The 20,067-nt window shown below is 73.3% G+C and carries 20 protein-coding genes and 1 pseudogene; 9 read left to right on the top strand and 12 right to left on the bottom strand.

The genetic code is table 11. The features are described from left to right. Positions 1–56 precede the first annotated feature (56 nt). On the top strand, positions 57–707 hold the full coding sequence (locus BN6_RS08135; protein WP_015099092.1) for an LppM family (lipo)protein: 651 nt from the start codon (positions 57–59) through the stop codon (positions 705–707). Between the two features lie 78 nt (positions 708–785). Further along, a complete protein-coding gene (locus BN6_RS08130; protein ID WP_015099091.1) occupies positions 786–1,220 on the top strand; it encodes a carboxymuconolactone decarboxylase family protein in 435 nt (144 codons plus the stop codon). Positions 1,221–1,278: 58 nt separating this feature from the next. On the opposite strand, the gene BN6_RS08125 is transcribed toward BN6_RS08130, so the two are convergent. Further along, positions 1,279–2,163, bottom strand: a complete 885-nt coding sequence (locus BN6_RS08125; RefSeq protein WP_015099090.1) for a methylenetetrahydrofolate reductase — start codon at positions 2,161–2,163, stop codon at positions 1,279–1,281. Between the two features lie 105 nt (positions 2,164–2,268). Between BN6_RS08125 and BN6_RS08120 the strand changes: the two genes are divergently transcribed. From BN6_RS08120 to BN6_RS08105, 4 genes are all read left to right on the top strand, one after another. Further along, positions 2,269–3,336, top strand: coding sequence for a polyprenyl synthetase family protein (locus BN6_RS08120; protein WP_015099089.1), 1,068 nt, complete (start codon positions 2,269–2,271; stop codon positions 3,334–3,336). Between the two features lie 2 nt (positions 3,337–3,338). After that, positions 3,339–4,832 carry a phytoene desaturase family protein gene (crtI, locus tag BN6_RS08115; RefSeq protein WP_015099088.1) on the top strand — a complete coding sequence of 498 codons (1,494 nt, stop codon included), beginning with the start codon at positions 3,339–3,341 and terminating at the stop codon, positions 4,830–4,832. Between the two features lie 413 nt (positions 4,833–5,245). After that, on the top strand, positions 5,246–6,664 hold the full coding sequence (gene mptB, locus BN6_RS08110) for a polyprenol phosphomannose-dependent alpha 1,6 mannosyltransferase MptB (protein ID WP_231905134.1): 1,419 nt from the start codon (positions 5,246–5,248) through the stop codon (positions 6,662–6,664). Then, positions 6,661–7,593, top strand: a complete 933-nt coding sequence (locus BN6_RS08105) for a phytoene/squalene synthase family protein (RefSeq protein WP_015099086.1) — start codon at positions 6,661–6,663, stop codon at positions 7,591–7,593. Before mptB ends, BN6_RS08105 begins: the two co-directional genes overlap by 4 nt. A gap of 20 nt (positions 7,594–7,613) precedes the next feature. Here BN6_RS08105 and BN6_RS08100 read toward each other — a convergent pair whose 3' ends face one another. Further along, the gene (locus BN6_RS08100; RefSeq protein ID WP_197540245.1) at positions 7,614–7,979 is read right to left on the bottom strand and encodes an Rv2175c family DNA-binding protein; all 366 of its coding nucleotides are present in this window, start codon (positions 7,977–7,979) and stop codon (positions 7,614–7,616) included. A 185-nt stretch (positions 7,980–8,164) separates the two neighbouring features. Between BN6_RS08100 and BN6_RS08095 the strand changes: the two genes are divergently transcribed. Both BN6_RS08095 and BN6_RS48430 read left to right on the top strand, forming a co-directional pair. Beyond that, on the top strand, positions 8,165–10,210 hold the full coding sequence (locus tag BN6_RS08095; RefSeq protein WP_041312267.1) for a Stk1 family PASTA domain-containing Ser/Thr kinase: 2,046 nt from the start codon (positions 8,165–8,167) through the stop codon (positions 10,208–10,210). A 96-nt stretch (positions 10,211–10,306) separates the two neighbouring features. Beyond that, positions 10,307–10,474: pseudogene (locus tag BN6_RS48430) on the top strand (type I restriction endonuclease subunit M); the annotation flags it as partial. Positions 10,475–10,762: 288 nt separating this feature from the next. Here BN6_RS48430 and BN6_RS08090 read toward each other — a convergent pair. The 4 genes from BN6_RS08090 to BN6_RS08075 form a co-directional block, all read right to left on the bottom strand. Then, positions 10,763–12,151, bottom strand: a complete 1,389-nt coding sequence (locus tag BN6_RS08090) for a class II 3-deoxy-7-phosphoheptulonate synthase (RefSeq protein ID WP_015099083.1) — start codon at positions 12,149–12,151, stop codon at positions 10,763–10,765. A 451-nt stretch (positions 12,152–12,602) separates the two neighbouring features. Next, positions 12,603–13,628 carry a 6-phosphofructokinase gene (locus BN6_RS08085; RefSeq protein WP_041312264.1) on the bottom strand — a complete coding sequence of 342 codons (1,026 nt, stop codon included), beginning with the start codon at positions 13,626–13,628 and terminating at the stop codon, positions 12,603–12,605. A 79-nt stretch (positions 13,629–13,707) separates the two neighbouring features. Then, entirely contained in the window at positions 13,708–14,220 is a 513-nt protein-coding gene (locus BN6_RS08080) for a polyadenylate-specific 3'-exoribonuclease AS (RefSeq protein ID WP_041316321.1), read from the bottom strand. Between the two features lie 22 nt (positions 14,221–14,242). Then, on the bottom strand, positions 14,243–15,016 hold the full coding sequence (locus tag BN6_RS08075) for a lysophospholipid acyltransferase family protein (RefSeq protein ID WP_041312262.1): 774 nt from the start codon (positions 15,014–15,016) through the stop codon (positions 14,243–14,245). Positions 15,017–15,217: 201 nt separating this feature from the next. On the opposite strand from BN6_RS08075, the gene BN6_RS08070 reads away from it, so the two are divergent. Next, the gene (locus tag BN6_RS08070) at positions 15,218–15,721 is read left to right on the top strand and encodes a hypothetical protein (protein ID WP_015099079.1); all 504 of its coding nucleotides are present in this window, start codon (positions 15,218–15,220) and stop codon (positions 15,719–15,721) included. Between the two features lie 203 nt (positions 15,722–15,924). Here the strand turns inward: BN6_RS08070 and BN6_RS08065 are convergent, their stop codons facing one another. The 6 genes from BN6_RS08065 to BN6_RS08040 are packed head-to-tail and all read right to left on the bottom strand — an operon-like array spanning position 15,925 to position 20,065. Then, positions 15,925–16,896 carry an ROK family protein gene (locus BN6_RS08065; RefSeq protein WP_015099078.1) on the bottom strand — a complete coding sequence of 324 codons (972 nt, stop codon included), beginning with the start codon at positions 16,894–16,896 and terminating at the stop codon, positions 15,925–15,927. Further along, complete coding sequence (locus BN6_RS08060; RefSeq protein WP_015099077.1) at positions 16,890–17,228, bottom strand: hypothetical protein; 339 nt, start codon at positions 17,226–17,228, stop codon at positions 16,890–16,892. The genes BN6_RS08065 and BN6_RS08060 overlap by 7 nt, the downstream gene beginning before the upstream one ends. A gap of 5 nt (positions 17,229–17,233) precedes the next feature. Next, positions 17,234–18,424, bottom strand: a complete 1,191-nt coding sequence (locus BN6_RS08055; RefSeq protein ID WP_015099076.1) for an ArsA family ATPase — start codon at positions 18,422–18,424, stop codon at positions 17,234–17,236. Then, positions 18,421–18,858 carry an SRPBCC family protein gene (locus tag BN6_RS08050; protein WP_015099075.1) on the bottom strand — a complete coding sequence of 146 codons (438 nt, stop codon included), beginning with the start codon at positions 18,856–18,858 and terminating at the stop codon, positions 18,421–18,423. The genes BN6_RS08055 and BN6_RS08050 overlap by 4 nt, the downstream gene beginning before the upstream one ends. Before the next feature lie 27 nt (positions 18,859–18,885). Then, entirely contained in the window at positions 18,886–19,674 is a 789-nt protein-coding gene (locus BN6_RS08045) for a metallophosphoesterase family protein (protein ID WP_015099074.1), read from the bottom strand. 10 nt (positions 19,675–19,684) lie between these two features. Then, positions 19,685–20,065 carry a polyketide cyclase / dehydrase and lipid transport gene (locus BN6_RS08040; RefSeq protein ID WP_148302770.1) on the bottom strand — a complete coding sequence of 127 codons (381 nt, stop codon included), beginning with the start codon at positions 20,063–20,065 and terminating at the stop codon, positions 19,685–19,687. Positions 20,066–20,067 lie beyond the last annotated feature (2 nt).

The raw sequence follows: 20,067 nt of genomic DNA, 5'->3' as shown, positions 1-20,067 counted from the left end.
CGCTCACGACCGTGTCCGGACGGTCAACTTTTGACCCGGCCGGCAGGATGACCCGCGTGCCCCGGGCCTCAGCGCTCCTCCTGCCGGTGATCCTGCTCGCGATGTTCGCGCTGACGGGGTGCATCCGGCTGCACGCCGCGATGGCGGTGTCGCCGGACGACCGCGTCTCCGGCGAGATCGTCGCCGCCACCCCGCCCACCCAGGACAACGACCCGGGCCCGCAGCTCAGGGTGCCCGAGGAGCTGGCCGGACGGGTGACCACCAAGCCGTACAAGGTGGACAACTACACCGGGACCCAGCTGTTCTTCAGCGCCCTCACCTTCGAGGAGGTGCGGACCCTGTCGATGGCGACCAGCGCGTCGTCCAGCCGGTACCAGCTGGGGTTCCGGCGCTCCGGCGACCTGGTGACGCTGTCCGGCTCGGTGGACCTCACCCAGGTGCCGACCGACCGCGCGGACATCCAGATCAAGATCAGCTTTCCGGGTGAGGTCGTCGACACGAACGGGCGGGAAGAGGAGTCGACGACGATCGCGTGGTCGCCCAAGCCCGGCCAGGCGTCGATGCTCACCGCCACCCTCCGCTACGCCGGGGAGAACTCGCCGTCGTACTTCGGGTGGACCATGCTGGTGGCCGGCCTGACCGGCGCGGCGGCGCTGATCGTGGTGGTCCTGGCGATCGTCGCGCACCGCCGGAGCCTGGTCGCCTAGCACCCGGTCCCGGTGTGACGGGGCGTACGTCGGGCGCTGTCACACCTCGGCGGGCCGCGTCGTCCACCGGGTATGAGGATGAATCTCGCCGAAGTCGCGCCCGAGGTCTACCAGGCGCTGCTCCAGATCGACGGCTACGCCCACCAGCACCTCGACCACGGTCTGATCGAGCTGGTGAAGCTGCGGGCGTCGATGCTCAACAACTGCGCGTACTGCGTCGACATGCACTCCACCGACGCGATCAAGGCCGGGGAGAACCCGCAGCGCCTGTTCGCCGTGTCGGTGTGGCACGAGTCGCGGTTCTTCACCGAGACCGAGCGGGTCGCGCTGGAGTTCACCGACGCGGTGACCCGGCTCGGCGAGCACGGCGTGCCCGACGAGCTGTGGGCGAAGGTCACCGCGACGTTCGACCAGGCACAGGTCGCCGGGCTGCTGGCCCAGCTGATCGCGATCAACGGGTTCAACCGGGTCGCCGTGCCGCTGGACTCGGCCACCGAGCGCCGGCTGCACTGACCCCCGGCTGGCGCCGGCCCTCCGGCCGCGCCTGACCCCCGGCCGCACCGGGCCGGGGTCAGGTCCGGGCGGGCACCAGGCCCAGCCGGCCCACCACCTCGCGGGTCGCCTTGGAGCGGTTGAACGTGTAGAAGTGCAGCGCCGGCACGCCTTCGGCGAGCAGCCGCTCCCCCATCTCGGTGACCAGGTCGACCCCGGCCGACCGGAACGCCTTCGGGTCGTCGGCCAGCGGCTCCAGCCGCCGGGCCACCGACACCGGCAGCGGCGCGCCGGACAGCTCCACGCACTTGGCCAGCGTGCGCGGCGTGGTCAGCGGCATCAGGCCGGGCAGCAGGTGCGTCTCGTGGCCGAGCGCGGCGATCCGGTCGCGCAGCCGCAGGAAGTGCTCCGGCTCCAGGAACAGCTGCGCGATCGCGAAGTCGGCGCCCGCGCGCAGCTTGTTGATCAGGTGCTTGAGGTCGGTGTCCAGGTCGCCCGAGCGCGGGTGCCCGTACGGGAACGCGGACACGCCCACGCAGAAGTCGCCCAGTTCCCGGCACAGCCGGACGAGCTCCTCGGCGTAGGTCAGGCCGTCCGGGTGGGGCACCCACTCGCCGTGGGGGTCGCCGGGCGGGTCGCCGCGCACCGCGAGGATGTTGCGCACGCCGACCGCCGCGTACCAGCCGATCACGTTGCGCAGCTCGGCCACCGAGTGGCTCACGGCGGTGAGGTGCGCCATCGCCACCAGGGTCGTCTCCTGGACCACCCGGCCGGTGGTGCGGATCGTGCGGTCGCGGGACGAGCCGCCCGCGCCGTAGGTGATCGACACGAAGGCGGGGTCCAGGCCCTCCAGTTCGCGGATGGCACGCCAGAGGACCTGTTCGTCGGCGTCGTCCCGCGGTGGGAAGAACTCGACCGAGAACACCGGGGTGCCGCCGCTGAGGCGTTCGACGACCGACGTCATGCCCACCAGCCTAGTGCCCGTGCCGGCCCGTGGGAGGAACGGTTCACTGGATGGGAGCAGACCCCCGGCTGGTGGGCGCCGCGGGGCAGAGGTGACCATAGGAGGGTGTCGCCCCACCCGTTGGACCTGGAACTGCCCAAGCACGTCGACGCGGCGCTCGCAGGCTACCTCGCCGACCGCCGCGCCCTGGGCGGGCGGATGGAGGAGAACTTCACCGGTGCCGTCGACGCGCTGGCGGACTTCGTGCTCGGCGGCGGCAAGCGGATACGACCGACTTTCGCCTGGTGGGGCTGGCGGGCGGCGGGTGGCGACCCGGACGGCGAGCTGGCCGCACCGGTGCTCACCGCGGTCAGCTCGCTGGAGCTGATCCAGGCCTGCGCGCTGATCCACGACGACCTGATGGACGCTTCGGAAACCCGCCGCGGGATGCCGACCGTGCACGTCCGGTTCGCCCGCCGGCACCTCGCCGAGGGCTGGCTGGGCGAGCCCGAACGGTTCGGCCTGGCCGCCTCGGTGCTGATCGGCGACGTGGCGCTGGCCTGGGCGGACGACATGCTCTTCGCCGCCGGGCTGCCCAACGACGCGTTGCAGCGGCTGAGCCTGCCGTGGCGGGACATGCGCACCGAGATGCTCGCGGGCCAGTACCTCGACGTGCTCACCCAGGCGCGCGGCGACGCCTCGCCCGACGCCGCGCTGCGCATCGACCGGCTCAAGACCGCCGCCTACACCGTGGAGCGCCCGCTGCACATGGGCGCGGCGATCGGCGACGCGTCGCCGGAGCTCGTGGCGGGGCTGCGGGCGTTCGGCACCGACATCGGCGTGGCCTTCCAGCTGCGCGACGACCTGCTGGGCGTGTTCGGCGACCCGGCGGTGACCGGCAAGCCCGCGGGCGACGACCTGCGCGAGGGCAAGCGGACCCTGCTGGTCGCGCTGGGCATGGAGTTCGGCGCGGACGTGCTGCACGACGCGCTGGGCCGGCCCGACCTCGACGTGGCCGAGGTGGACGAGGTGCGGGCCCGGCTGGTCGAGGTCGGCGCGGTGGCCGCGGTCGAGGACCGGATCGCCCGGCTGACCGAGTCGGCGCTGGCCGCGCTGGCCGACGCGCCGGTCGCGGACCCCGCCGGGGACCGGCTGGCCGAACTCGCGATCAGCGCCACGAAACGGACCTACTGACCATGCGCACGGTCACCGGCCGCACCGACCACGTCGTCGTGGTCGGCGCGGGCTTGGCGGGCCTGTCCGCGGCGCTGCACCTGCTCGGCGCGGGCCGCCGGGTCACCGTCGTGGAGCGCGACGACCTGCCCGGCGGCCGGGCCGGGCGGCTGGACCTGGGCGACTACCGGTTCGACACCGGGCCGACCGTGCTGACCATGCCGGAGCTGGTGGACGAGGCCCTGGACGCGGTCGGCGAGAGCCTGGCCGACCGGCTGGACCTGGCCCCCGTCGAGCCCGCCTACCGGGCGCGGTTCGCCGACGGCGACGTGCTGGACGTGCACGCCGACGGCGACGCGATGGAGGCCGAGGTGCGGCGGTTCGCCGGTCCCGCCGAGGCGGCCGGCTACCGGGCGCTGCGGTCCTGGCTGACCGAGCTCTACCGGGTCGAGAAGGACGCGTTCATCGGCGCGAACTTCGACTCGCCGATCGGGCTGCTCACGCCCCGGCTGGCGCGGCTGGCGGCGCTGCGCGGCTTCGCCCGGCTGGGCCCGTCGGTGGCGCGGTTCCTCAAGGACGAGCGGCTCCAGCGGGTGTTCTCGTTCCAGTCGCTCTACGCGGGCGTGCCGCCGCGCAAGGCGCTCGCCGCGTACGCCGTGATCGCGTACATGGACACGATCGCGGGCGTCTACTACCCGCGTGGCGGGATGCGCGCGCTGCCCGACGCGTTGGCCGGCGCCGCCCGTGACGCGGGTGCGGACCTGCGCTACCGGACGAAGGTCGCGTGGCTGGAGCGGATCGGCGGGCGGGTCACCGCCGTGCGCACGACGCAGGGCGAGCGCATCCCGTGCGACGCCGTGGTGCTCACCCCGGACCTGCCGATGTCCTACCGGCTGCTGGGCCACCGCCCGCGCCGCCCGGTGCCGATCACGTGGTCGCCGTCGGCGGTCGTGCTGCACGCGGGCGTCGACCGGACGTGGCCGGAACTGGCCCACCACACGTTGTTCTTCGGCCGCGCGTGGGACCGCACGTTCGACGAGCTGACCCGCCGGGGCTCGCTGATGAGCGACCCGTCGCTGCTGGTCACCAGCCCGCCGGGGCGCGGCATGTTCGTGCTCGCGCCGGTCCCGAACCTGCGGGTCGGCCCGGTGGACTGGGAGCGGGTCGGCCCGGCCTACCGGGACGAGGTGGTGCAGACCCTCCAGGCCCGCGGGCTGACCGGGTTCGGCGACTCGATCGAGGTCGAGCGCCTGGTCACGCCGAAGGACTGGGCGGGCATGGGGCTGGCCGCGGGCACGCCGTTCTCGGCCGCGCACACGTTCGCCCAGACCGGTCCGTTCCGGCCGCGCAACCTGGTCCTGGACAACGCGGTGCTGGCCGGCTGCGGCACCACGCCGGGCGTGGGCGTGCCGCCGGTGCTGATCTCCGGGAGGCTGGCCGCCCAGCGGATCACCGGGGCCACCGGCGCGGCGTGGCGGCGACCGGCGGCGCGGACGCGGGCGCACAGCCCGCGGTGACCGGTGGTCGCGGACCAGAGCGCCGTCGGACGCCGACGGTGGCGTGATCGGGGGCACTCCGGACCGACGTCCGGACACCGCCCTCGGACCGGGTCGAACCGAGACGCGGGGTCGGTGCGAACAACACCGGAAAGGACGACCGGAGGCCGTCAGCGGAACTCGCCCGAACGGGTGTTCCCGCACGTCGGAATACTCCATGTGGTCACTCGCTCGGGTGAGACGCACGTGCGAGGATCCGTCGAGGTGCCACGAGCCCGCCACGCGTGCCCGCCATAGCGTGCCGACGCGCGCTCGCGTTGTGCGACGATGTTGCCGCGATGGCCGCGACCCCGTCCCCACCCCGATCGAGCGCCGCACCTGTCGAGCCGGTGCGGTCCGGTGCTACCCAGGTTCCGGACCCCGGCGGGATCCCCGTGCGGACCATCCTGCTCGGCGTCGCGGGCGTCATGCTCGTCGCGCTGGGCGGCACCGGCGCGGGGGCGACCCTCAAGCGCGACCCGCTGCTCGCCGACACCACGCTGAGCTGGATCCGGTACGGCCACGGCCAGGACCTGGCCACCGCCGTGCTCTACCTCGGCCTGGGCCTGGTGATCTGGTCGTGGATCCGGCTCGGCCGCATGGTCCGCAACGGGCACGTCGGCAGCAGCGCCGTGCTGACCGCGATCGTCGTGTGGACGCTGCCGCTGCTGTTCGCGCCGCCGCTGTTCAGCAAGGACATCTACAGCTACCTCGCCCAGGGCCAGATCGCGCTCAACGGCCTGGACCCGTACAAGGTCGGCCCGGCGGTGCTGCAGAGCCCGCTGTCGGACAACGTGAGCTGGGTCTGGCAGAACACGCCCGCGCCGTACGGCCCGGTGTTCCTGGTGCTCGCCATGAGCGTCGTGTGGGCCACCCACGCGAGCGTCATCGGCGGCGTGGTGCTGATGCGGTTCGTGCTGGCCATCGGCCTGGCGCTGCTCTGCTGGGCGCTGCCCGGCCTGGCCCGCCACCTCGGCGGCCGGCCCGCGGTCGCGCTGTGGCTGGCCGCGGCGAACCCGCTGATGCTCGTGCACCTCATCGGCGGCGCGCACAACGACCTGCTGATGGTCGGCCTGATGGCCGCCGGCTGCCTGTTCGTGCTCGACGGCCGGCACGTGCTGGGGATCGCCGTGGTGACCCTGGCGTTCGCGGTGAAGGCCACCGCCGTCGTCGCGCTGCCGTTCCTGGTGCTGGTGTGGGCGCGACGGCTGGCGGGCTCGCGGACGGTGCAGCTGGTCAAGGCCATCGCGGGCGGGCTGGCCACGTTCCTCGTGGTGTTCACCGCGACGACCCTGCTGTCCGGGCTCGACCTGGGCTGGATCCCGGCGCTGAGCTCGTCGTCCACCATCGTCAACTGGCTGTCGCTGCCCAGCGCCGTCGGTGACTTCGCCCACACCGTCGTGAACCTGGTGGTGCGGGTCGAGCCGGGCGTGTTCCTGACCGTCGCGCGCGGCCTCGGGTCGCTGCTGCTGCTGTTCATCGCCTGGCGGCAGTGGCGGGCCGCCGCCGACGGCGGGCCGGAGGCGATCCGCCGGGCGGCGATCACGTCGCTGGCCGTGGCGCTGCTCTCGCCGGCCACGCTGCCCTGGTACTTCAGCTGGGCGCTGGTGCTGGCGGCCGGCCTGGCCTGGAGCACCAAGGGGTTGCAGGCGGCGGCGTTCTTCTCCACGTTCCTGCTGCTGGTGACCTTCCCCGACGGTGACACCGCGCTCTACTCGTGGGGCTACCTGGCGCTCATCGCCGCCGTCTCGGCGCTGGCGTGCGTCTCCCTGGTCAAGCCCGACCCGCTGAAGCTGTCCAGCAGGTACCCGTGACCGGGCCGGCCCTGGCCGACGCCTACGCCCGGTGCCGTGAGCTCAACGCCCGCCACGGCCGCACGTTCTTCCTCGCCACCCGGCTGCTCCCGCCCGTGCGACGCCCCGCCGTGCACGCCCTGTACGGCTTCGCACGGTGGGCCGACGAGATCGTGGACAGCGGCACCTCCGCCGACCCGGCGGGCGAGCTGGACGTGCTGGAGCGGCAGCTGGCCGACGAACTGGCGGGACGCCCCACCGGGCACCCGGTGCTGGCGGCGCTCGCGGACACCGTGCGGCGCTACCGGATCGACCCCGCGCTGTTCGCGGACTTCCTGGCGTCGATGCGGATGGACCTGCACACCACCGAGTACGCGACGCTCGCCGAGCTGGACCGGTACATGCGCGGGTCGGCCGAGGTGATCGGGCTGCAACTGCTGCCGGTCTTCGGCACCATCGCGCCCCTGTCGCACGCCGAGCCGGGCGCGGCGGCGTTGGGGCGCGCGTTCCAGCTCACGAACTTCTTGCGGGACGTGGGAGAGGATCTCGACCGCGGTCGCGTGTACCTGCCGCAGGACGTGTTGCGCGTCTACGACGTGAACCGGGAGTTGTTGGCGTGGTCGCGACGCACGGGCAAGCCGGACGAACGCATCAGGCGCGCGGTGCGGCACCTCACCGCGGTGGCGTACGCGGCGTACCGGGAGGCGGAGACGGCCGTGCCGCTGCTGCACCCGGTCGCACGGCCGTGCGTGCGCACGGCGCTGGTGCTCTACCGGGAGATCCTGGACGGAATAGCCGTCGCCGACCACCACGTGCTGGACAAGCGCGTGGTGGTGTCGAACGCACGGCGGCTCTCGGTCGCCCTGCCGGGGCTGTCCCGGTCGGTGGCGGCCCGCGCGACGTCCGGACGGCTCCGCTGGAACCGCCCGGACGCGCCTGGTCGGAGTTAGTGGTCTGGTCGGCGCACGAGTCAGAAGCCCATGGACTGTGCCCGCCGCTTCACCTCGCGGCCGCGGTCGCCGCGCAACGCCTCGATCGGCGTGCCGGGCAGCGTGTCGTCTTCGGTGAACAGCCAGCGAAGGATCTCATCGGTCGAGTAACCGGAGTCGCGCAGCACCGTGATGGTGCCGGGCAGCCCCTTCACCACGCCTCCGGCGGCGAGGAACTGGGAGGGGACGACGAGGACACCGTTCCGGCGCTCCGCGAGCAACTGGCCGTCGCGCAGCAACTGGTGGACACGGGTGACCGGCAGGCCAAGACGCTCGCCGACCTCAGGCAGGTCAAGGACCTCCAGGTCGGGAGCCAGCACATCCGCAGCGGCAGGAATCGCACTCACGTGCGTCACGATGCCACAACGCCGGGAGCAATGCCCTGCGCCAACCGGGTGGTGGCGGTACACCCCCGGGTCGGTTCCCGGACACCCCCTGTTTCCGGGGGCTTTGACACGGATCCCACACGCCGGTCGGGATGCTCCCAGCGCACGGCTCCGGTCGGCTCCACCCCACCGTACGATCCACGGCTGTGGAAAGGTCGGCGACGAACGTGATCGGCGGGCTGCTCGAACAACGCTACCGAGTGGGCACCCTGGTGGCACGCGGGGGCATGTCCACCGTGTACCGGGGCGTCGACACGCGCTTGGAGCGCCCCGTGGCGATCAAGGTCATGGACCCCCGGTTCTCCTCGGACCCGCAGTTCGTCGCGCGGTTCGAGCGGGAAGCGCGCGCCGCGGCCGGGCTGCACCACCCCGGTGTCGTCGCGGTCCACGACCAGGGCGTGGACGAGGACCGGGTCTACCTGGTGATGGAGCTGGTCGAGGGCGGCACGCTGCGCGACCTGATCACCGCCCGGGGGAAGCTGGACGTGCCGCTGGCGCTGACGGTGCTGGAGCGGGTGCTCTCGCCGCTGGCCGCCGCGCACCGGGCCGGGCTCGTGCACCGGGACGTGAAGCCGGAGAACGTGCTCATCGGGCGCGCCGGTGTGGTGAAGGTCGCAGACTTCGGCCTGGCGCGCGCCGTGTCCACGCCGGCCATCACGAGCGACACGACGATCCTCGGCACAGTCGCGTACCTGTCACCCGAACAGGTCACCAACGGCAACGCCGACGCCCGCAGCGACGTGTACTCGGCGGGCGTGCTGCTCTACGAGATGCTGACCGGCGCGCCGCCTTACGTCGGCGACACGGCCATCTCGGTCGCCTACCGGCACGTGAACGAAGAGGTGCCGCCGGTGACCGGCGTGCCCGCCGAGGTCGCGGAGCTGGTCCGCCGGTCGACGCGCAAGGAGCCGTTCCTGCGCCCGGCGGACGCCGAGGCGTTCCTGTCCGAGGTGGAGACGGCGCGGGCGACGCTCGGCCTGGCCGCCGTGGACGTGCCGACCGTGACGGCGGCGACCGCCGACACCCCCGCGTCGGCCGAGCCGAAGACCGAGCGGGTGCAGCCGGTGGGCGTCGGGGCCGTGGCCTTCGCCGAGGCGACCGTGCCGGTGCGCCGGTTCCCGCCGCCCGGCCCGCAGGGCACCCAGGCGTTGCCGCGCGGGCTCGACCCCACCCCGTCGCCCGCCATGGGCGTTCCCGCGCCCCTGGGAGGGCAGCAGACGGCCGTGGTGCCCCGCACGCGGCCCGTGCGACCGAAGCGGCCTCCGAAGAAGAAGACGCCCGAGCAGCTCTACGAGGAGATGCGGGCCAAGAGCAAGAAGCAGTTCATCACCTGGATCAGCGTCGTCGCGGTCGCGGCGGTCGTGGTCGGCCTGGTGAGCTGGTGGCTGTCCATCGGCCGGGTCGAGTCGGTGCCCGACGTGGTCGGCAAGGAGCAGGACGCGGCGGTCGCGATCCTGGAGAGCGCGAACCTGAAGTCCGCGGTGTCCACCGAGAACAGCAACACCGTGCCCAGCGGCCAGGTGCTCAGCACCGACCCGGCCCCCGGCGCCGAGGCCACCCGCGGCGACCTGGTGCGGGTGGTGGTCTCGCGTGGCAAGCCGGTCGTGCCGCAGGTGGCGGCGGGCTCCGACCCGGCCGCCGCGGAGCGGGAGATCGCCGCGGTCGGGCTGAAGTCCAAGCTCGACCCGAACGACGACGCGTTCAGCGACCGCGTGCCCAAGGGCAAGGTCGTGACGACCAAGCCCGCGCCCGGCACGGCCGTGGAGATCGGCAGCGTCGTGACGGTCGTGCTGAGCAAGGGCGTGCAGCCCAAGCCGGTGCCGAACGTGAAGGGCAAGACGAAGGACGAGGCGTTCGCGGAGCTGGCCGCGGCCGGGTTCGACCCCGTGGAGGGCCCCGAGGAGCCCTCCGGCGAGGTCGACGGCGGCCGGGTGGTCCGGACCAACCCGGTGGCGGGCACCACGCTCGGCGCGGACAAGCGGGTCACCGTGATCGTCGCGGCGGACCGGGGCGTGACCGTGCCGAACGTCGAGGGCAAGAAGCTCAGGGAGGCCAAGGAGACCTTGGAGAAGGCGGGCTTCCAGGTCGAGGTGCAGTTCAACAACCGGGAGCGGGCGACGGTGATCAACCAGTCGATCCGGCCCGGCGAGCGGGTGCCGAAGGGCACCAAGATCACGATCATCGCGGTCTGACGGCGGGCGGCCTCGTGCTCGGCCTGGTCGAGCACGAGGCGACGTCGGAGGCCCGCTACCTCGGGCGAGGTCTTCGGCCGGCCGTTCCCCGAGCCGCTGCCCCGCTGGGACGACGAGACCGCGCGCGGCACCGACCTGTGGGCGACCGAGCACGAGACCCGCGCCGGGATCGTGGAGCGCTACCGGCGGGTGTGGGCGCACTCGGCCGCGACGGTCGACGCGTTCGACGCACCTGGTCACGTGCCGTGGTGGCCGCGCCCGGACGTGACGCTGTTCGACGTCCTGCCGCACCGGCTCACCGAGATCAACCGGCACGCCGGACAACCTGCGCGAACAGCTCGACGGCGGGACCGGCGTGGCCGTCGGCGGGCGGGACGCGGCCTTCTGGGCGGCCCGGCGCGCGGAGGTCGAGCGCGGCGGTCGACCGCACCGCCGCGAGGGCGACGCCCGCGACGACAGCGCCCGGAACGACAGCGGCCCCGGAGACGACAGCGCCCGGCGGTCCGGGACGTGGGGTCCTGGGCCGCCGGGCGCGGGTCGGGTCCGATCAGGTCAGCTGCGGAGCATCTCCGCGACCAGGAAGGCCAGCTCCAGCGACTGCTGGGTGTTCAGCCGCGGGTCGCAGGCGGTCTCGTAGCGGCCCGCCAGGTCGGTGTCCGAGATCTCCTGGGCGCCGCCCAGGCACTCGGTGACGTCCTCGCCGGTCAGCTCGATGTGGATGCCGCCGGGGTGCGTGCCCAGCCGGCGGTGCACCTCGAAGAAGCCCTGCACCTCGTCCACGATCCGGTCGAAGTGCCGGGTCTTGTAGCCGGTGGACGACTCGTGGGTGTTGCCGTGCATCGGGTCGCACTGCCAGATGACCTGGTGGCCCGACGCGGTGACCTTCTCCACGATCGCGGGCAGCACGTCGCGCACCTTGCCGTTGCCCATCCGGCTGATCAGGGTCAGCCGGCCGGCCTCGTTGCGCGGGTCGAGCCGCTCGACGTACTCGACCGCCATCTCCGGCGTGGTCGACGGGCCGATCTTGAGGCCGATCGGGTTGGCCAGCAGCTCGGCGAACGCGATGTGCGCGCCGTCGAGCTGGCGGGTGCGCTCGCCGATCCACAGGAAGTGCGAGGACAGGTTGTACAGCTTGGGCTGGTCGCTGTTGCTGTCCAGGCGCAGCAGCGCGCGCTCGTAGTCCAGCAGGAGCGCCTCGTGCGAGGCGAAGATCTCCGTGGTGTGCAGCGAGCTGTCCTGCACGCCGCACGCCGACATGAACCGCAGGCCGCGGTCGATCTCGGCGGCCAGCGCCTCGTACCGCTCGCCGGCCGGCGAGGTGCGCACGAAGTCCTTGTTCCACTCGTGCAGCCGGTGCAGGTCGGCCATGCCCGCCGTGGTCATCGCCCGCAGCAGGTTCATCGCCGCGCCCGCGTTGGCGTAGGCGCGGATCATCCGCGACGGGTCCGGGACGCGCGCCTCGGGCGTGGTGATCAGCGAGTTGACGATGTCGCCCCGGTAGGACGGCAGGCCGAGCGCGTCGATGTTCGACGAGCGCGGCTTGGCGTACTGGCCGGCGATGCGGCCGATCTTGACCACCGGCAGGCTCGCGCCGTAGGTCAGCACCACGGCCATCTGGAGCAGGGTGCGCACGTTGGCGCGGATGTGGGGCTCGGTGTTGTCCGCGAACGTCTCGGCGCAGTCACCGCCCTGGAGCAGGAACGCCTCACCGCGGGCCACCTCGGCGAGGTTGCCGCGCAGCCGGTCGATCTCGGCGGGCACGGTGATCGGCGGGACGCTTTCCAGCACCGCGCGCACCCGGCGCACCTGCTCCGCGTCCGGCCATTCGGGCTGCTGGGCCGCGGGGCGGCTCAGCGCTTCGTCCAGTCGGTTGCGGAGCTCGGGCGGGAGGGGCGGGAGCTCGGGAAGCGTGTCCACGGGCACGTCCACGGTCCAGTTCACGTGTTAAGGGTAGGCGGTCCGCGCTGAGGGACGGGCACTGGATCGCCTCATCATGATGCGCGTCATGCCCACCACCCGCCCGGGGGGCGAATCGCCGGGCGACGTGGGGTCGCAACGCCCGTCGCGGACCTGTTCCCGCAGCGCGCGCCGCACCCGGTGGCCAAGGCTCGTCCGACCGCGTGCGGGCACCGGTCCGGGCCGGTCCGGCGTGGTCGTACCCGACGCGGCGGGGCGTCGAAGCGGTTCGGGAGATCTCCGGCCGGCGCGCGCCGGAAGGTGCTGCGGGAACCCGTACCGGCGGCCCCGCACGGCTCCCGTCCCGGCCGGGTCGCGCGGGGAACGGGCGGTCGGCCGTTCCCCGGCCCGGCTGCCGGCAGCAGGCGGGAAGACGGCAACGGGCGCTTCCGGGCGGGTCGAGGGTCCGTCCGGAAGCGCCCGAAGGTCGTGCTGCCTAGCCGAAGAAGACCTCGGCCTCGGCGTAGCGCTCCAGCGGCACGGTCTTGAGCTCGGCCGTCGCCTCGGAGAGCTTCACCCGCACGATGTCGGTGCCGCGCAGCGCCACCATCACGCCGAAGTCGCCCTCGGCGACCGCGTCCACCGCGTGCAGGCCGAACCTGGTCGCCAGCACCCGGTCGTACGCGGTCGGGATGCCGCCGCGCTGGGTGTGCCCGAGCACGACCGCGCGGGACTCCTGGCCGGTGCGCTCGGCGATCTCCTCGGCCAGCCAGGTGCCGACCCCGCCCAGCCGGACGTGGCCGAACGCGTCCTTCTCACCGGAGTGCAGCACCTCGGCGCCGCCCTCGGGCACCGCGCCCTCGGCGACGACGATGATCGGCGCGTACTGCCGCTCGAACCGCCGCTCCACCCACTCGACGACCTTCTCCACGCTGAACGGCCGCTCCGGCACCAGGATCACGTTCGCGCCGCCCGCGAGGCCGGAGTGCAGCGCGATCCAGCCCGCGTGCCGGCCCATGACCTCGACCACGAGCGCCCGGTGGTGGGACTCGGCGGTGGTGCGCAGCCGGTCGATGGACTCGGTGGCGATGTGCACGGCGGTGTCGAAGCCGAACGTGTAGTCCGTCGCGCCCAGGTCGTTGTCGATGGTCTTCGGCACGCCGACCACGCCGATGCCGTCGTCGGTCAGCCGCTTCGCGACACCCAGGGTGTCCTCGCCGCCGATCGCGATCAGCGCGTCGACGCCCTCGGCGGCGAGCACCTCGCGGATCCGGTCGACACCGCCCTCGATCTTGTACGGGTTGGTGCGCGACGAGCCCAGGATCGTGCCGCCCCGGGTGAGGATGTCCTCGACGTCGCCGAGCCCGATCGGCTTGGTGAGCCCTTCGACCGGGCCCTGCCAGCCGTTGCGGAAGCCCACGATCTCCCAGCCGTGGCCCTCGACGCCCTTGCGGACCACGGCGCGGATGACCGCGTTGAGGCCGGGGCAGTCACCACCGCCGGTGAGCACACCAATACGCATCTGCTTAGCCAATCTCTTCGTGGCGTGGGTCACCCAAGACTGTCACGAGCTGGATCGGTGCAGCAAGGCCGGGTCCCACCTAGCGGACGGCGAACCCGCGGCGGCGGCGCTCGGCCTCGATCACCTGCCAGCGGGCCAGGTTGTGGCGGGCGTCGGCGAGCGCGTCGTGCGCGTCGGCGGGCGGCGCGGGCAGCTTGGGCTTGCCGACGTCCTCCCAGCGCTGCCGCAGGTCGCGGGTGAACCGGGGCAGGCAGCGCGGCAGCGCGGGCATCGGGCCCCACAGCTGCGCCAGCGCCACGTGGTCGTAGGCGGCGAACCACGCCCACAGCTCGATGTCGTCCCGGTTGGTCTTGGCCCCGCCGAGGAACTCCAGCAGGTCGCGGCGGATCCGCTCGCGACCGCGCCAGGCCTGGTCGGCGGGGGACGGGAGCTGGTTGAGCACGTTCGCCCGCACCCACGGACCGGCCTTCTCCGGGTCGAACTCGGTCGACACGGCGTAGAACTCGCGGCCTTCCTCGTCGACCACCCCGATGGAGACGAGGTCGATCGTCAGCCCGTCCTCGATGAACTCACAGTCGTAGAAGAACCGCACCGCGCCCACCTTAAGGTGCGGTTCACCCGGCCTTGGTGCCGGGCAGCCGGTCGGCGTCCCCAGGAGCACCGGAGCCCTGTCCCTCGGGCTTCTTCCGGGAGTCCTTCTCAGGCTTCTTCTGGGGCTCTTCCTTGGCCTTGGCCGCGTAGACGTCGACGTACTCCTGGCCGGAGAGCTCCATCAGGGCGTACATGATCTCGTCGGTGATCGACCGCAGCACGAACCGGTCGCCGGACAGGCCCTCGTAGCGGGAGAAGTCCAGCGGCTTGCCGATCTTGATCCGGATCGGGTGCGGCCGCCACATCTTCGAGCCGATGGGGTTCGCCTTGTCGGTGCCGAACATGGCGATCGGGATGACCGGCGCGCCGGACTCCAGGGCGATCCACGCGACGCCGACCTTGCCCTTGTAGAGCCGCCCGTCGGGCGAGCGGGTGCCCTCCGGGTAGATGCCGAGCAGCTTGCCCTCGCGGACGATGCGCACGCCGGTGTCCAGCGCGCCCTGCGCCGCCGACGCCGAGGACCGGTCGATCGGCACCTGGCCGACGCCGGAGAAGAACCAGCGCTGGAACGCGCCCTTGAGGCCCTTGCCGGTGAAGTACTCGATCTTCGCCGGGAAGGTGACCCGCCGGGACAGCTTCAGCGGCAGGAAGAACGAGTCGGAGACCGCGAGGTGGTTGGACGCCAGGATCGCGCCGCCCTCCTTCGGGATGTTCTCCGCGCCCTCGATGATCTTGGGGCGGAAGAACAGCTTCAGGAGCGGCCCGAGCAGGATGTGTTTCATCAGCCAGTAGAGCACTGCCGGCAGCGCCTCCTCGACGTGCTTGGTCCCCGCGGGCCAGCCTACGGAGCCAACCGCACCAGGCACAACGAACGGCCCGGTGCGGCCGGTACGGTCGCAAGTCCCACCGACCGCCGTAATCCGCAACACAACGGCCTCGTGGGACGATGAAGTCTGGCAGAGGATTCGCCTTCACGACCGGAGGGTTGGGGCACGCCGATGAACTCCCGACGCGACTCGACGGACGGCCCGGAGGACGTGGACGCGACCTTCGCCGAGATCGTGGCCGGCCTGGAACGCGAAGGCGTCGGCAGGACCTGGCCCGATGCGGACGACGCCGCCGCCGACGCCGCCGCCGACGCAGCGGACGACGCCGCGGACGAGGAAGCCGAGCCCGCGAAGCCCGCCCGCTCGGAGGGCCGGCCCGCCGTGGCCACCGCCGACGCCGACCCGGACGACGAGCCGGACGACGACCCGGACGACCACTTCGTCCCGCCGGACCCGCCCCCGCTGCCCGCCCTGCGCGCGGGCACCGTCGCGGCCCTGCTGCTGATCCTGCTCGGCGTGGTCCTGCTGCTGTTCCCGAGCCTGTTCGGGCTGACCCCGACGATCGGCACCCCGGTGGCGCTGGTCGTGCTGTGCTCGGGCGCGGGCTGGCTGGTCCTGCGCATCCGCAACGGCCCACCGCCGGACTCCGGCTGGGACGACGGCGCGGTCCTCTAGTTGTACTGACTCGTGGTGTCGTTGAGGTCCAGGCGGTCGGTCGGGTGGTTGGTCGGCCGTCGACGGCGCTGTGAGCTCGGTAGTGGTTGTGATCGTGGATCGAGCCGGGCAGGGTGCCAGGCGGTGGTCGTTGCCCGGTCCGGGCCGGAGGTCCACCCGTCTTCAACCCGACACGCCGCCAACAACCCGACCAGTCACTGCGGCTAGCGGCGACCGTTGTGGGCTGGGCGGGTGGTGGTCAGGTCGCGGGCCAGGGTGGCCACGCCGACGATGCCCGCGTCGTCGCCCAGTTGCGCGGTGCGGATGCGGGCCAGTGGGCGGTGGCCCGCGCCGGTGACGACGGCCGCGTAGCGCTCGCGGGCCTCGTCCAGGAACAGCGGCGCGGACTCCGACACGCCGCCGCCGATCACCACGACCTCCGGGTCGTACACGTCGGCCACCAGCGCCAGGCCCTCCCCCAGCCACCGGGCCAGGTCGATCATCGCGCGCTTGGCCAGCGGGTCGCCGTCGCGGGCCGCGGCGGCGATCCGGCGGCCGGTCACCGCCCGCGAGTCGCCCAGCGCCTCGCGCGCCAGTGACGTCGACACGCCGGGGTGGCGGGCCAGCAGTTCCACCGCGGTGGTCGTCAACGCGGTCCCGCTGCAGTACCGCTCCCAGCAGCCGTTCTTGCCGCACGGGCACGGCCGCCCGTCCGGCACCAGCCGCAGGTGGCCGAGTTCCGGCGCGACGCCGTGCGCCCCGCGGAACACCTTGCCGTCGATCAGCAGCGCGCCTCCTATCCCGGTGCCGATCGCCACCAGGACCGCGATCCCGGCACCACGGGCCGCGCCGAACCGGTGCTCGGCCAGCGCCGCCGCGTTGGCGTCGTGCTCCAGCACCACGGGCAGCCCGACGCGCTCGGCGATCCGGTCGGCGACCGGGGCCTGCCGCCACGCCAGGTGCGGCGCGAACAGGACGGTCCGCCGGTCCGACGCGACGAACCCGGCCACGGCCAGGCCGACCGCGGCCACCCGGTGCCGGGAGGCGACCTCGGCCACGGCCGCGCCGATCGCCTCCTCCAGCGCCCCCTCCCCGGACGGGGTGGCGGCGCGGGCGGTGTCCAGGACGGCCCCGTCGGCGTCCACCACGCCGACGCGCACGCTGGTGCCGCCGACGTCGACGCCGACGGTCAGCACTGCGTCCGCCGCCGCACCACGGGGATGTGCTGCACGCGGGGTTCGCGCTCCTCCTCGGCGTCGGAAGGGTCGGCGGGCCCGGCGGCAGCGGGCTCGGCGAGCGCCGCGCGCAGCACCGCGATGAGCCCGGCGACGTGCTCGGCGGCCCGGGTGGCCAGTTCCGAGCGGTCGCCGCGGACCAGCGCCACCGCGTTGCACAGCGGGCACCAGCCACAGGTGCGCTCGCCGTGCTCGCCGTGCTCGCCGTCGGCGAGCTTGTTCAGCCACGGCTGCGCGCGCTCGGCGGCGGCGTCGAGCAGCAGCCGGAGTTCCTCGGCGAGTTTCGCGTCCACGTGCCTCACCGCATCCAGAGGTCGGGGTCGGGGCGGAAGCGCACGGCCACCCCGTCGTCGTCCAGTTCCGCGCCGACCACCACGCACCGCCGCAGCAGCGACGGCAGGGCGATCAGCCTGCGCCGGCCGTCCACGGTCACCGCCAGGTCGTCGCCCACGCGGGCCAGCTCCAGCTCCGAGTCGCCGACCCGCAGCGCCAGCCGCAGCTCGTACTCGTCGTCCACCCGCACCACGTCGACCAGCGGCCCGGCCGCACCGGACCCGGCCAGCGGGTCCGCTCCCGCGTAGAGGGCCTCGGCGACCTCCAGCAGCGCGGCCAGGCCGACTGGTTCGCGGGCGTGGTGCTCGACGGTGCGCACCGGGCCCAGGTCCAGCGAGGCCAGCACGGCGTCCTGCTCGGCGCGCCGGGTGCGCAGCCAGGTCGCGGCCGGGCCGCGGCCGGCACCGGGGTGCGGCACGAGCCGGTTGGCGATCACGCCGTCGACCCGGATGCCCTGCAACGCGAGCGCGGTGACCGTGCGGCGGGTCTCGGCGGCGACCACCCGTTCGGGGGTGAGCACCAGCCGGACGGCGGTGGTGTCGGCGGTCAGCAGGCCGCGCAGCTGCTCCAGGTTCTCGGCGAGCCGGCCCAGCGCGTCGGCGGTGGCGTCCCACCGCTCCACCGGGGCCGCGGTGCCGGCCAGCCCGGCGAGCAGGCCGCGCACCACCCGGCGGTGGGTGGGGAACAGCCGTTCCAGGTAGCCGGCGACGGCCTCGGGCAGCGCGAGCAGCCGCAGCGTCTCGGCGGTCGGGCCGCAGTCGACCACGACCACGTCCCACGGACCGGTGCGGGTCAGCCGCGCGACCTCGGCCAGCGCGAGCAGCTCCTCGACGCCGGGCAGGACGGTCAGCTCCTCGGCGTCGAGCTCGTCCACGCCCGCGCCCGCCAGCACGGTCCGCAGGTGCCCGCGCAGCTCCCGCCACGTGCCGTCGACCAGCGTCCGGGGGTCGACCTGGGCCGCGTGCAGCCCGGCGTCCACCTCGGTGGGCGCGGAGCCCAGCGGCACGCCGAACGCGTCACCCAGCGAGTGCGCGGGATCGGTGGACACGACCAGGGCCTTGCGCCCGCCCGCGGCCAGCGCGGCGGAGGTGGCGGCGGCGAGGGTCGTCTTGCCGACCCCGCCCTTGCCGGTGAACAGCAGCAGACGCGCGCTCATCCAGCGTTTTCCACCCGGCGCTTGAGCTCCTTGAGCGCGGTGTCCATGATCATCTTCTCGGCCTTGCGCCGGAACAGGCCAATCATCGGCACCACGAGCTGCACCGACAGCGTGTAGGTCACCTCGGTCGAGCCGCCGCGCTCGGTGAACGCGTAGCTGCCCTCCTGGGACTTCTGCATCTGCCCCTTGACCAGGTGCCACGAGATCCGCGAGGTCGACCACTCGTCGTAGGCGAGCACGTACTCGTCCTTGATCGGACCCTGGTCGATGTTGAACCTGACCTGCGCCGCGTAGTCGTCCGCACCGGTCTCCAGCACCTCGGTGCGCTTCACCCCGTTGGCCCATTGCGGGTACGCGGCGAAGTCGGCGATCACCGCGACGATCTCGGCGGGAGCCGCGTCGATGACGATGGACTGGGTGGACTCGTCGGCCATGCCGGGGAGGCTACCCGGTGGTTCGGCTCACCATCGCAACACGTGGGGCGTGCCGCTGCGCTGGAAGTGGCCCACGTTCACGCACTCGGTCCACCCCACCCGGACGCGCCGCGCCATCGGCTGGTGCACGTGCCCGAACACCGACCACCGGGGCCGGTCCCGGCGGATGGTGTCCAGCAGCGCCGCGGACCCCCACTCGGGCCGCCGCGCCACCACGTCGTAGGTCAGCTCCGCCACCGCCGGCGGGATGTGGGTGCACAGCACGTCCACCGGGCCCAGCCCGGCCAGCGCCGCGTCGAACTCGTCCTCGGTGCGCAGGTACGGGTACCAGGGCGCGCCCGGCCGCCGCACGAACCCGGGCGCGATCAGCGCCCCGCCGACGAAGCCGAACCTCAGGCCGCCGATCTCGGCCGACTCGCCGTCGAGCACGTGCACCCCGTCGCGCACGAACCGCGGCCACAGCTCGGGGCTGTCCACGTTGCCCGGCGTCGCGTAGGTCGGCGCGCTCATCGCCGCGAACAGCTCGGTGTACTGCTCCAGCACGGCTTCGCGGACGACCTCCGCCGCGTCGTCCAGGCTGTCCCACAGCGACCGGATGTAGCGCACGGTCTCCGCGCTCATCCGCTCGCGCCGCAGCCGGGCGAACACCTCGACCTTCTCCGCGCCGAACACCCGACCGAGGATGCCCTTGCCGTGGTCGTAGTAGTCGACGAAGTCGACCAAGTCCCCCAGGACCACCAGTGCGTCGGCCCCGTCGCCCGCGCGGGCGAGGGCCTCGGCGTTGCCGTGGACATCCGAGACGACGTGAACCCGCACCCCCGCGAATCTACGGCAGGGCGGGCGGCACGCCCGGTTCGCGCCCGGCTTCCAAGGTCGTCTTCAGCCCCAGGGACACCTGTTTGGCTGCCAGCTGGCGGCGGCGCAGCTCCTGCCGCACCCGCTTGGGGGTCGTCTCGCCGCGCGGGTCGGCGCGCAGGAAGTAGTGCAGCAGCGTGCCGTCGAGCACCGGCTCCAGCCACACCTCCATGGTGCCCACCAGCGCCCCGCCCACGGTCCAGCGCAGGCCCTGCGCACCCCGGTCGAGGTAGACGTCCAGGATGAGGTCGGGCCAGTACCGCGCCCACGACTCGGGCGCGGCGAAAGCGGCGGCCACCACCTCGGGGGGGACTGCGAGAAATGTCTCGTCGACGACGTCCACGCTCGGCACGG

Source organism: Saccharothrix espanaensis DSM 44229, from assembly GCF_000328705.1.
Lineage (GTDB): Bacteria > Actinomycetota > Actinomycetes > Mycobacteriales > Pseudonocardiaceae > Actinosynnema > Actinosynnema espanaense.
This window is presented reverse-complemented; position numbering and strand designations above follow the sequence as displayed.